The organism is Segatella copri (assembly GCF_026015625.1).
Classification (GTDB): domain Bacteria; phylum Bacteroidota; class Bacteroidia; order Bacteroidales; family Bacteroidaceae; genus Prevotella; species Prevotella copri_H.
Map to the genome: position 1 here is coordinate 1916513 of NZ_JAPDVG010000001.1, position 12908 is coordinate 1929420.

Consider the following 12908-nt stretch of genomic DNA (forward strand, 5'->3'; position numbering starts at 1 on the left):
CCTTTTTTCTCAAGCAGGCTGGGGATTAGACTCTCCTGTCAGATGAACATTTTTATACTGAACTTTCGCATGTGGGGAAGTTAAGGGAAGTAAGAGGTTACATGATTCTCATCAGAACGTTACATTAATGATTTTCCCCCGATTGTCTTCCCTTGCGCTTTGCAATTTTTCCCAAAGCATTGATGGATTCAAGATAAGCCTCCTCTACTGGAGTTAATACCTTTACCTGATATTTTCGATACTCAGCTATAGCTTTGTCCATTGCCTCTTCATGGCTGATACTTCCCGACCCCTTCAACAAAGGTCGCCCTGTGGATTGCAGGATAGTATCAAGTTGTTTCACATAATCCATCATATAGACTGGGCGATGCTCCATTGCCATAATCTCGGCAAAGTCAAAATAACCGGAAACAAGATTATTGAGTATCTTCAGCTCATTTTCTTTCAGATAGTTCTTGGCTATTTTGATGTCTTTGATAGCTGGTAGTTCGCCCTCAAATGTCGTCAAGCCCATAAATGGTTTGTCGGCATCCGCACGCTCATAGATAACTTCTGCCGCAGTATGCCCATGAGCAGCATAGTGCAATTTATTTTGCACGATTTTAAAGAAAAGCTTTGAGGCATCAGTTCGAGGGTCATAGTCAACACTTGTGGCATAGATGTCCAGAACTTGTCGATAGAGCACCTTTTCTGACGAACGAATATCACGGATACGGTCAAGCAACTCTTTCCAATAGTTGCCACCACCAAGATTTTTGAGTCGTTCATCGTCCATCGTAAACCCTTTTACGATGTACTCATTCAGTCGCTCTGTAGCCCATTGACGGAAACGTGTGCCTTGAATAGATTTTACACGATAGCCCACAGATATGATAACATCAAGGTTATAGAACTTCACTTCTTTGCTTTGGGTTTTTCCTGCCATAGCACCATGCTGAGTGGTCTGTCGGAATTTCCGACAAACCACTTTTTCATCCAATTCTCCTTCCTTGAATATATTCAATATGTGCTCATTGATAGTAGAGCGCCCTTTATTGAAAAGCTCTGCTATCTGTTCCACATTTAGCCAAACCGTCTTATTCTCCAATCTCACATCAAGCTTCACGCCATCATCAGATTGGTAGATGATCATTTCTCCCAAATCAGTTTGGGGTGCGTCCTCCCATTTATAGCCACAATCCAAGCAAAGATGCAGTACACCCTCTGTCTGCACATTGTCTGAATTGCACTTTGGACATTTTATATTATTATTCATCATTGTTTCGTCTTTGTTATTATCTAAGTCAAAAAATGATATTCTTGTATGACTTATGCTTAGACATTATTATATTTCCATTTCCTTTCTTTGAAAGCAGGATGTCACCATTCTGATAAGCAACAACAGTCCCGACATTAGGATCACTTTTTTCTATTTCACTTCTCTCTCAACATCCATTCCCACGTAGGAAGAACATGAACCTGCTTGCCATCTATCTCAAGCTCTTCCTTCTCCTCCATCGTAAGAATATATCCCTCAGCCAAGCCATAAGCATTCATGGCTTCCATCAGCCCCTCGATTTCTCGCTTACGAGTTTTCTCATCATTCATGTCTATCGTCACCTGATAAGCCTTCATGATTCTCATACCCTCTCTTACAACAAAGTCGCACTCCTTCTTATCTGCATGATAGAAAACATCATATCCGCGGCGTTTCAACTCGATGAACACGATGTTTTCCAACTTCACTCCCATATTGTCAGTGGCATTGAAGCCGATGCGACTCACGATGGCATTGTCGATGAAGTAAATCTTCTTCGGGTTCAGCATCTGCACCTTTACCGATGGCGAATACTTCATGAGCTGGAATATCATATAGGTTTGCTCGATGTACTCCAAATAGTTTTTGACAGTTTCCGAATGACGGATTCCCACTATCTTACCCAGTGAGGTATAGGTAATGCGCTTCGTGGCATTGCTGGCAAGATAAAAGATGAGTTCCTGCATCTCCTTATCATTGGTCAACCCATTACGAGCCATCACATCACGGAAGATGATGCTATCGTAGAGTGACGAGAGATAACGAGTGGATGGCGACTGGAGATACTTAGGAAATCCACCTTTCTCCAAATACTCCTTGAAATGCCCCAAGAGAATGGCACGCTTGCTGGTTAGATAAAAGTCCTTGGCTTCCAGCTGCACCTTTGCTAACTGCAAGTATTCTTGAAAGGAAAAAGGGAAAATCTCCACTGCGATATAACGCCCCGTGAGATGAGTGCCAAACTCTCTACTCAGCATTCGGGCATTTGATCCAGTTACAATCACCTTATTGCCTTCGTTGTAGAGACGGCGCACAAAGGTCTCCCAGCCCTTCACATTCTGTATCTCATCAAAATAATAGGTATGCTGCTCACCAAAGAGTTCGAAGAAACATTCTTGCAATGTTTGGAAATCTGCCACAGTAAAGTTGACCAGTCGCTCATCATCAAAATTGAAAAAGAAGTCTTGCTCCGGCAATTTGCTGCGCATTTGCTGAAGCAAAACAGACTTTCCACAACGTCTTATACCAGTAATAATCAGTATCTCCGTTGTGGTAAGCCACTCTTCCTCTATGTCTCTCGGCACAGTATCTTGTGCTATATTCTTGCAGTATTCCTGCTGCTCAAATATAATTTGCTTTAATAACTCTTTCATGTTCAATCATTTATTTGCTTGCAAAAATACGATTTTTTAAGTAAACAACCAAATAAATCTTCATTTTTGTTCATTCTGAATGAGTAATTTCTATCATTTTTGCTCATTCAGAATGAGTAATTCAGGGCAAAACCGCTCATTCCGAATGAGTATTTCTTGAAACTGACAAGGGTAAGATGGATGGTAACAATGTTGCGACTTATATGATGCAAGGAAGCAACCATAACGATGCTAGGAAGCAATTATAACGATGCAAGAAAGCAATTATAACGATGCAAGAAACCCTTATTTGTAATTGCATGACATTTGTCATGCGATTATACGACACTAATCATACGACCGGATGACAAATGCCGTATAATCACACGACATATACCAATGTATAAATAAACCTAATATTTTACACCAAAACATACAAGTTATCACATTATTATATATATTTGCATCATCTTTCATAGAAGACAAAGAATATAGAAAACAACGAACCATTAAACAACAAGAAATATGGAACTGAAATACGACATTTACATGCTCAACAATGCCCAGGGCACAGGAGAAAAGCGCCAATACGTTCGAATCGTGCAGCATGAACCTATGACCGAGAAGCAACTGCAAGAGAAAATCCAGAATCGCTGCTCACTCACCAAGGGAGATGTGGCTGCGGTGTTGGCAGAACTTCATGACCTTTTGGTGGAAGAATTCTCCATGGGGCGCCGCTTTTATATCCCAGAGATAGGCTACTTCTCCATGTCGGCAAGTCTGGAGACGCCTGAAGAAAATCCCGACAAGAAGATTACGGGCAAGGAAGTACGCATCACTGGCATCAACTTCCGTCCAGAAGGTAAGCTAATGGAGGAAGTACAGCGCAACGTCCATTTCGTCCGCTCTCGCTATTCCAACCAATCCACAAAATACTCTGAGGAAAAGCTATTGGCGAAAATCAAGGAGTATCTCCAGGAGAACCGCTATATCACCACTCGCATCCTGCGCATCCTCTTTGGCTTGACTCCTTACATGGCACAGAAGTGGCTCAACCATTTCTGCGAGAAAGGCATCATGGAGAAGGAAGGCACCCAGCATGCTCCTATCTATTTCTTGAAGTGAAGGGAGGAAGAAATTCTATATTTCAATTTAATCATCATTATTATGACAAAGGAAGAGCTGATAGATAGAATCAACGACATCGAATGGGAGGACTTCGAGGCTAAGGAGACCAAGAGCGAACTCCCTAAGAATATATGGGAAACCGTAAGTGCATTCGCCAACACTTCCGGCGGATGGATAGTGCTTGGAGTAAAGCAGAATGGCAAGAAGTTTGAAATCTCCGGAGTTGACAATGCAGAGAAGTTGGAACAAGACTTCCTGGGCACCTTGCGTTCTCAGAAATTCAATGAGCCAGTCGATGCCAAGAGCATGCTCTATCATATAGATGGGCATAAGGTCTTGGCATTTCATATTGCCTCATCACCCCACAAGCCTATCTACTATAACAATCCACAGAATACATTCATCCGATTCGGCAGTGGAGACCAGCGAGCTACCAATGGCGAGATAACCGCCATGTTTCATAACCAATCATTCGGCATCAAGTCTGAGCAAATACTCTTAGACTCAGACCTCTCCATGCTCAATGAGGACACCATTCGTGACTATCGTAATTACTTCAAGCTATACAGTCCTCGTCCCAATCTGATAAGCAATGACATCGCCGACTTCTGCAAGCGCATCGGCATCGCCGATAATGAAGGGCATCTGAACTATGGTGGTTTGATGTGTTTCGGCAAAGAAGAATGGGTTCGTCATTATGTACCGACGTTTTGGATGGATTTGGTGGAGATTCCAGGTAGAAGTGTAAGAGAAGCCCGAACCCGCTATACCTACCGCATTCCCGAGCAAGAGAACCTTTGGGAGTATTTTCAGATTATGATCAGGAGACTGCGCCTCATCGTGGATACGCCTTTCATGATGAACGATGAGGGTTTCAATGTGGAAGATCGCTCGCAGTTTAAGATTTTGCGAGAAGCATTAGTCAATATGCTCTCTCACTTCGATCCATTCAGCACCATTCACTCCTGCATTCATATCTATACCGACAGAGTCGAGTTCTTCAATGCCGGTGGCTATCCTGTGCCTATATCCCAACTGGGCAACCATCTCTATTCCAATCCTCGCAACCCGATTATCGCCAAGATATTCAGACTGGTAAATCTATCAGAAACCATCGGTTATGGTTTCGACATGATGAATGAGTGGAAGGAAATCACAGGAAATGACGTGACTTTTGAGAGTGATATTTGTACCAGCACTGTCACTTTTTGGTTGGATAATGACAGAGCTACTAACAGAGCTACTAACAGAGCTACTAACAGAGCTACTAACAGAGCTGAAGGTGATAATACATATACAGATGCAACAGACAAAGTTGTATCCATCCTTAAGTTCTGCAAAGAACCAAAATACAGAAAGGAAATATACGATTTAATTGGTGTTACGTATCAACAATGGAACTTCAAAGCATTCATCGAGCCACTGCTCAAACATGATTATCTGGAACTTACGGTTCCTGACAAGCCGACAAGCCCTAAACAGCAATACAGAACAACCAAAAAGGGTTTGTTGTTCTTGGAGACAATATAAACAATCCGACTCTGTCGTTTTGTTTTGATACAGAACGACAGTGTCAACGATATAGTCAACGACAGAGTCAGCAATTACTAGCTCTGTTACTTTTCACGAAATAGTAACAGAGCTAGTAACAGAGCTATAGTAACTATGTCGGTAACCATGTTGGTAACTATGTCACAAAAAAGAATAAAAATAAAGTTCATCTCTTCGAGAAAGATTCTTCACTACTTTGGGATGCAGTGATAAACGTAGATCCATAGAAATTCAGAATCATGCTACAGGTATGCCAAGGACAATTACGATGAAGGCATCAAGACTGGCAGCAAGCGAGAATTTGGGTATGAGTGGAATGCCGATGACATGCAAAAGCATCAAGAAAAAATGCTAATTTTCATTATGAAGCCAACACTATAGAAGTCACAAAAGCAACAACAATTCTGCAAAAAGTGCCGATACTGGTGCCAAAAGTGCTTAAAAAAATCGACTTTTGGCACCAGTATCGGCACTTTTCTATCTTTTTCTGCTCAGTTTTCGATATTTTATAGTATCTTTGCCCCATCATCAAAACGACAAAAGATATGCAGCAAAATATAATAGGAAGAAAGCGAGAAATCAACTTGTTGGAGATTAGCCAAGAAGAAAATTGGAATGAGCCGTGAGGACATCATGAAATCCTAAAAACTCACTTCTGGTGGAAAGTTGACCGAAGCCTTCAATGATTTGATAAGTTGTGACTTCATCAGAAAATACAATGCTTTCGGCAACAAGAACAATGGTGCCATGTTCCAGCTCACAGATTTGTACACCTTATTTTATTTACATTACACTAACAGAGCCCCCTTTTTTAAGAGAGCTCAGTAATTCTAACATATCTGCTTATGTTAATATTTCTCCCCAAAAATAAAATAGACATTATGCAAAGAGTGATAATCATTCTTTGCATAATGTCTATTCCTTTTTTCCAATCGTTTTCTAAAAGGTATTCAAAGACAAAGTTAAAGATAGATATTCCTTCTGAGAATATTCATTTTAGAATGCAAGTATATAAAGGCAAAAACTATTTCATTTTACCGAAAGTAGCTTTAAACTCTTTAAATAAATATATGGATAATGAAAGAATTTGGCAATGGCAGAAAACATATATTATTGGCAAATCAAATGTAATATTAGACAGTTTAAAAGTTGGAGACATCGTTGGAGATATATGTACTGGTTTTTATAAAATTCGTAAGAAAACTTCTTTTAGATTATTATATTTTATTCCGCCACAAAAAATAGGAAGTGTCATATTACCTTATATGTATAATGAAAAAGCAAATAGACTTTATGTTAAAAATATTAGTGATTATATAACTACACCGGATACAAAATACCTCTATTCTATAGATGATAATCACCTTATATGGATAGAAAATACACCATCTTATGAAAAAATACCGAATGAAGTATGTCGTTTGCAGATATATAATCATCCACCTCTAAGCGTAGAGAGAGAATTAAAGGAAGAATATTTTAAGAAATAAGAGTTCTAATGGCTTAAAACACAACTAAATAACTTTGCTTGAAAGGGAAAAATAAAATAAAATTCGAGAGTGTAAACTAAACTGTGTCAAACTACAATAAATGTAGTTTGACACAGTTTTTTAATTATGGACAACTTATAAATCGTTTACTTTAATAAAGAGTTTAAATGGAACAGCCGTGGAAACAAGGAGAACATGCAGCTCAGTTCTTCCTCTAGCCTCAATGCCAAGCTTTACAAGGCTTTCTGCAAGAATCGTTTCTCGGTTACGCTTGAAGCTAACGACATCTTCAACAAAAGCAATCGTGACATACGATTCTACAATAAGGATGTTACGTTTTGGCAAAGCAGCACTAGCGATATCCGTTCCTTGCTCTTGACATTCCAGTATAACTTCAATACGTCAAGAAGTCGATACAAGGGTCAAGGTGCTGGTAATGAGGAATTGAATCGCTTCAAATAATTCTAAAGAGCCTAATCTTTCTCCTCCAACCATTCTTCCAGCACCTGGCAATACTCATCGTTTTGCTCGGCGAAAGGCATATGTCTTGCCCCTACGAAGAGATGCCACTTGGAATCTTGGATACCATCATAGAGGGTCTTTGCCACCAATGGAGTACAGAGGTCATTGGTGCCACTCATCACCAAGCAAGGCACTTGAATCTCGCCAAGGCGGTCGGTGTAATCATAATCACGGAGCGTACCTGTAGGAGTGTATTCGTTTGGTCCCCAACCATGGAGATAAGCCTCAGCACCAGCACGCTTCTTCCGGCGAAGACACTCTGGACTATCCTCCGTCACCTCACTGGCACAATGCAAGAGCATGAAGTGCTCATTCGCCTTGGCATACGCCTCGCTCGAAAAGTCATCCTTCGCCTCAGCCTCGGCAATGGCACGCTGGTCTTCCTCCGACATAAACTTAATCATACGATGTTGCTCACTTGCCCACAGTTTGCTGCTCGAAAGGGTGCTGCTGAGGATGGCTGACTTCACGCCCTTTGCTTGCTTCTCTATCAGATAGATGATGGCGAGCATGCCACCCCACGACTGTCCTAAGAGATGAAAATGGTCGATGTGGAGATAGTCGATGAGTGAACAAAGTTCGTTGAGCCAAGTCTCAGGAGTCCAGAGTTCGGGATGTCCCTCCACAAATGAGTTGCCACAGCCCAACTGGTCGTACATGATGACAGCTCTTCCTGATTCCGCTACTCTATCCAATAGTTCGAAATAGTTGTGGGTACTGCCTGGTCCACCATGCAAGAGGATGATAGGGCTCTTGCCCTCCTCTGTTTTACCTACGATACGATAATATGTTTGATAGCCCATGAAGGGCATATATCCTTCCTTGATTTCCATTGTCTTCAAATGTTTATATATTATAATGTGCAAAAATATAAAAAATATGGCAATTAAACAAATATATCTCGATTATTTTATCAAAAGAACTTAAATAATTTGGTTGCTTCAAGCTAATGCAATATCTTTGCAGTTTAAATAATAATGAAACCAAATAAAAATAGAGTATATGTTTAGTGGAATCGTAGAAGAAATGGCCACTGTTGTGGCGATTAAGCAGGATAAGGAGAACATCGACTTTACCCTGAAATGTTCGTTCGTAGATGAACTCGGCATCGACCAGAGCGTGGCGCACAACGGCGTCTGCCTCACCGTAGTGGAAATAAAAGACGGTACCTATACTGTTACCGCCATGAAGGAAACCCTGGACCGCAGCAATCTGGGACTGCTCAAGGTAGGCGACAAGGTGAACGTAGAGCGTTCTATGGTGATGAACGGCCGTCTGGATGGTCATATCGTACAGGGACACGTGGACGAGACTGCCAAATGTATCGCAATGAAAGACGCTGATGGCTCTACTTATTTTACTTTCGAATATGAGCTCAACAAGGAAATGGCAAGAAAAGGCTATTTCACGGTGGACAAAGGCAGCGTTACCGTTAACGGCGTTTCGCTCACCGTCTGTGATCCTACAGACAACACATTTACCGTTGCTATCATTCCTTATACCAGAGAGAATACCAACTTCTGCGACATCGAAGTGGGAACGGTAGTGAATATCGAATTCGACATTCTGGGCAAATATATCGCTCGACTCAAGAGCTTTGAATAAGCCAGCAAAGTTAAGTACGGACGTTCTAAAAAACTTGCACATTTCTTGCGTTTTGCGCACAAAGCAAGACTAAATGGGCATTTTTTTTATAAAATATTTGCGTAAGCCATAAAAAAGTGTTACTTTTGCCCCCGTGTTTTGTCCCAAATTGAACATTGGACAGTAACTTATTAGACGATAGCAAGTCTAACAATCGCACTAGACGACGTACAACTTGAGTACTGAGCACTAACAAACTTAGGAAATTATAACAATAACCATTTTTAAAAATATGAGTTTAAAAATCGTAGTACTTGCCAAGCAAGTACCTGACACAAGAAATGTGGGTAAGGATGCGATGACCGCCGAAGGCACAGTAAATCGCGCTGCCCTTCCTGCAATCTTCAATCCTGAAGATTTGAACGCATTGGAGCAGGCTCTCCGATTGAAAGAGCAGAATCCAGGTTCTACAGTTGGTATTTTGACCATGGGTCCTCCACGTGCTGGAGAAATCATCCGCCAGGGTCTTTATCGTGGTGCTGATACGGGTTGGTTGCTTACCGACCGTCTCTTTGCCGGTGCTGATACATTGGCTACTTCCTATGCCCTTGCTACTGGTATCCAGAAGATTGGTGACGTTGACATCGTGATCGGTGGTCGTCAGGCTATCGATGGTGATACAGCCCAGGTAGGTCCGCAGGTGGCTCAGAAGTTGGGATTGAACCAGGTAACCTACGCAGAGGAAATCCTCAAGGTAGAGGATGGCAAGGCTACTATACGCCGCCTCATTGATGGTGGTGTGGAGACTGTTGAGGCTCCATTGCCATTGGTTATCACTGTAAACGGAAGTGCTGCTCCATGTCGCCCATGCAACGTGAAGCTCGTAATGAAATATAAATACGCTACCTGCCCTATGGAGCGCAAGGGTGATGAGCCTTGGGCCAACCTCTATGAAGAGCGCCCTTACCTCACTCTGAACCAGTGGAGCGTTGCCGATGTAGATGGCGACCCTGCACAGTGCGGTCTGAGCGGTTCACCTACCAAGGTGAAGGCCGTGAAGAACATCGTGTTCCAGGCTAAGGAAAGCAAGACCTTGACCAGCAGCGATGAAGACATCGACGGACTGATGAAGGAATTGTTGAACGAAAGTATTATCGGATAATTTTGAAAAGACAATGAACAACGTATTTGTATATTGCGAGGTAGAAGGCACAACCGTTGCCGAAGTATCTCAGGAATTGCTCACCAAGGGTCGTAAGCTCGCTAACCAGCAGGGCGTGGAGCTCCATGCCATCGTAGCAGGTACCGGCATCAAGGGTCAGGTAGAGGATCAGATTCTCCCTTATGGTGTAGATAAATTATTTGTTTTCGATGCTGAGGGATTGTTCCCATATACTTCAGCTCCTCATACAGACATTCTCGTCAACCTCTTCAAGGAGGAGAAGCCTCAGATTGCATTGATGGGTGCTACCGTTATCGGTCGCGACCTCGGTCCTCGTGTTTCTTCTTCATTGACCAGCGGTCTTACCGCCGACTGTACAGAGCTTGAAATCGGTGATTACGACGATAAGAAGAGCGGCAAGCACTACGAGGGTCTGCTCTATCAGATTCGTCCTGCCTTCGGTGGTAACATCGTGGCTACTATCGTAAATCCAGACCACCGTCCACAGATGGCTACAGTCCGCTCTGGCGTGATGCAGAAGAGCATCTACGAGGGTGAGTGCAAGAAGGAAGTAGTTTACCCTGAGGTAAGCAAGTATGTTCCTGCTGAGGACTTCGTAGTAAAGGTACTCGACCACCACGTAGAGGCTGCCAAGCACAACCTGAAGGGGTCTGCCATCGTCGTAGCCGGCGGTTATGGCGTAGGAAGCAAGGAAGGCTTCGACCAGCTCTTCGAGTTGGCTCATCTCCTCCATGGTGAGGTAGGTGCTTCCCGTGCTGCCGTAGATGCAGGCTGGGTAGATCACGACCGTCAGATTGGTCAGACTGGTGTTACCGTTCATCCTAAGGTTTATATCGCCTGCGGAATCTCTGGTCAGATTCAGCACATCGCCGGTATGCAGGATTCAGGCATCATCATCTCTGTAAACAACGATCCTGATGCTCCAATCAACAAGATTGCCGACTACGTTATCAACGGCAATGTTGAGGATGTGGTTCCTAAGCTCATCAAGTACTACAAGCAGAATTCTAAGTAATCTGCATTACACATTATTTAAATAAGAAAAGCAAAATGGCTAATTATTATACAGACCATCCTGAAATAGAGTTCCACTTGAATCATCCGCTCATGAAGCGTGTTGTGGACTTGAAGGAAAGAAATTATGTAGAAAAAGACCAGTTTGAAGATGCTCCAGTAAACTACGAGGATGCCATCGAGAACTACAAGCGATTGCTGGATATTACCGGCGATGTAGCTGCTAACATCATCGAACCAAACTCTGAGGATGTTGACCTCGAAGGTCCACACCTGGAGAACGGTCGCATGATCTATGCCAGCAAGACATTCGAGAACCTCGATGCTACCCGCAAGGCTGGCCTCTGGGGCTTGTCAATGCCTCGTCGTTACGGCGGTTTGAACTTGCCTAACGCCATCTTCTCTATGGCTTCAGAGATTATCGCTGCTGCCGATGCCGGTTTCCAGAACATCTGGTCGCTCCAGAGCTGTATCGATACACTCTATGAGTTCGGTTCTGAGGAGCAGCGCCAGAAGTACATCCCTCGCATCTGCGCAGGCGAGACCATGAGTATGGACTTGACTGAGCCTGATGCAGGTTCTGACTTGCAGCGCGTAATGCTGAAGGCTACACAGGATGAGGACGGCACATGGCGTCTGAACGGTGTGAAGCGTTTTATCACCAATGGTGACTCAGACATCCACTTGGTTCTGGCTCGTTCTGAAGAAGGCACCAAGGATGGTCGTGGTCTTTCTATGTTCATCTACGACAAGCGTGATGGTGGCGTAACCGTTCGTCACATCGAGCACAAGTTGGGTATTCACGGTTCTCCTACCTGCGAGTTGGTTTACAAGAATGCCAAGGCAGAGCTTTGCGGTAACACCCGTCTCGGTTTGATTAAGTACGTGATGGCTCTCATGAATGGTGCCCGTCTGGGTATTGCAGCTCAGAGTGTAGGTGTTGAGCAGGAGGCTTACAATGAGGGTTTGGCCTATGCCAAGGAGCGTGCTCAGTTTGGTGAGAAGATCATCAACTTCCCAGCTGTATACGACATGCTTTCAAGAATGAAGGCTAAGTTGGATGCAGGCCGTTCACTCCTCTACTGCTGCGCTCGCTACGTAGATATCTACAAGGCTTTGGAAGACATCGCCCGCGACACTAAGCTCACTCCAGAGGAGCGTCAGGAGATGAAGAAATACACCCGCTTGGCTGATGCATTTACTCCATTGGCTAAGGGTATGAACTCAGAGTATGCCAACCAGAATGCATACGATGCCATCAGCATTCACGGTGGTTCTGGTTTCATCATGGAGTACAAGTGCCAGCGCCTGTTCCGTGATGCCCGCATCTTCTCTATCTACGAGGGTACCACCCAGCTTCAGGTAGTAGCAGCTATCCGCTACATCACCAACGGCACTTATCTCAGCATAATCAAGGAGATGTTGGAGAACGAGGTTTCAGATGATTTGAAGGCATTGAAGGAGCGTGTTGCTAAGCTCGTAGAACTTTACGAGGCAGCCATGAACAAGGTGAAGGAGGCAAACGATCAGGCAGTTCACGACTTCCTGGCTCGCCGTCTCTACAACATGACTGGCGACATCGTAATGTCTCTCCTCATCCTCGACGATGCTACCAAGGCTCCAGAGATGTTTGCCAAGAGTGCCAACGTATATGTTCGCATGGCAGAGGAGGAAGTTCTCGGTCATTCAGCATACATCCAGAACTTCAAGGCAGAAGACTTGGAGAGCTTCAAGGCATAAGATTATCATTACAAATATTATATAAAAAGTCCGTGGGCAGGAAATTT

General features: G+C 43.4%; 11 protein-coding genes. 8 read left to right on the forward strand and 3 right to left on the reverse strand.

The genetic code is table 11. From position 1 onward, the window contains the following. Nucleotides 1–124: 124 nt before the first annotated feature. Nucleotides 125–1132 (reverse strand): virulence RhuM family protein, encoded by a 1008-nt coding sequence (locus tag ONT19_RS08410; protein WP_220429172.1) that lies wholly within the window; start codon nt 1130–1132, stop codon nt 125–127. 281 nt (nt 1133–1413) lie between these two features. Further along, nucleotides 1414–2670 (reverse strand): ATP-binding protein, encoded by a 1257-nt coding sequence (locus ONT19_RS08415; RefSeq protein ID WP_264952731.1) that lies wholly within the window; start codon nt 2668–2670, stop codon nt 1414–1416. A gap of 504 nt (nt 2671–3174) precedes the next feature. Here ONT19_RS08415 and ONT19_RS08420 point away from each other — a divergent pair. The 4 genes from ONT19_RS08420 to ONT19_RS08435 all read left to right on the forward strand — a co-directional run bounded on the left by ONT19_RS08420 (nt 3175) and on the right by ONT19_RS08435 (nt 7280). Beyond that, nucleotides 3175–3774, forward strand: a complete 600-nt coding sequence (locus tag ONT19_RS08420) for an HU family DNA-binding protein (RefSeq protein ID WP_118416613.1) — start codon at nt 3175–3177, stop codon at nt 3772–3774. Between the two features lie 42 nt (nt 3775–3816). Continuing rightward, nucleotides 3817–5307 carry an RNA-binding domain-containing protein gene (locus ONT19_RS08425; protein ID WP_264952730.1) on the forward strand — a complete coding sequence of 497 codons (1491 nt, stop codon included), beginning with the start codon at nt 3817–3819 and terminating at the stop codon, nt 5305–5307. A 902-nt stretch (nt 5308–6209) separates the two neighbouring features. Then, complete coding sequence (locus ONT19_RS08430; protein WP_147329672.1) at nt 6210–6818, forward strand: hypothetical protein; 609 nt, start codon at nt 6210–6212, stop codon at nt 6816–6818. Nucleotides 6819–6959: 141 nt separating this feature from the next. Continuing rightward, nucleotides 6960–7280, forward strand: a complete 321-nt coding sequence (locus tag ONT19_RS08435; protein ID WP_118154102.1) for an outer membrane beta-barrel protein — start codon at nt 6960–6962, stop codon at nt 7278–7280. Between the two features lie 11 nt (nt 7281–7291). On the opposite strand, the gene pepI is transcribed toward ONT19_RS08435, so the two are convergent. Next, the gene (gene pepI / locus ONT19_RS08440) at nt 7292–8173 is read right to left on the reverse strand and encodes a proline iminopeptidase (RefSeq protein ID WP_264952729.1); all 882 of its coding nucleotides are present in this window, start codon (nt 8171–8173) and stop codon (nt 7292–7294) included. A 169-nt stretch (nt 8174–8342) separates the two neighbouring features. Here pepI and ONT19_RS08445 point away from each other — a divergent pair, with 169 nt between their 5' ends. The 4 genes from ONT19_RS08445 to ONT19_RS08460 all read left to right on the forward strand — a co-directional run bounded on the left by ONT19_RS08445 (nt 8343) and on the right by ONT19_RS08460 (nt 12861). Beyond that, on the forward strand, nt 8343–8945 hold the full coding sequence (locus tag ONT19_RS08445) for a riboflavin synthase (RefSeq protein ID WP_117729289.1): 603 nt from the start codon (nt 8343–8345) through the stop codon (nt 8943–8945). Between the two features lie 271 nt (nt 8946–9216). Continuing rightward, a complete protein-coding gene (locus ONT19_RS08450) occupies nt 9217–10086 on the forward strand; it encodes an electron transfer flavoprotein subunit beta/FixA family protein (RefSeq protein ID WP_006847063.1) in 870 nt (289 codons plus the stop codon). Nucleotides 10087–10099: 13 nt separating this feature from the next. Continuing rightward, nucleotides 10100–11122 (forward strand): electron transfer flavoprotein subunit alpha/FixB family protein, encoded by a 1023-nt coding sequence (locus tag ONT19_RS08455; RefSeq protein WP_006847062.1) that lies wholly within the window; start codon nt 10100–10102, stop codon nt 11120–11122. 35 nt (nt 11123–11157) lie between these two features. Continuing rightward, complete coding sequence (locus ONT19_RS08460; RefSeq protein WP_264952728.1) at nt 11158–12861, forward strand: acyl-CoA dehydrogenase family protein; 1704 nt, start codon at nt 11158–11160, stop codon at nt 12859–12861. Nucleotides 12862–12908: the final 47 nt, after the last annotated feature.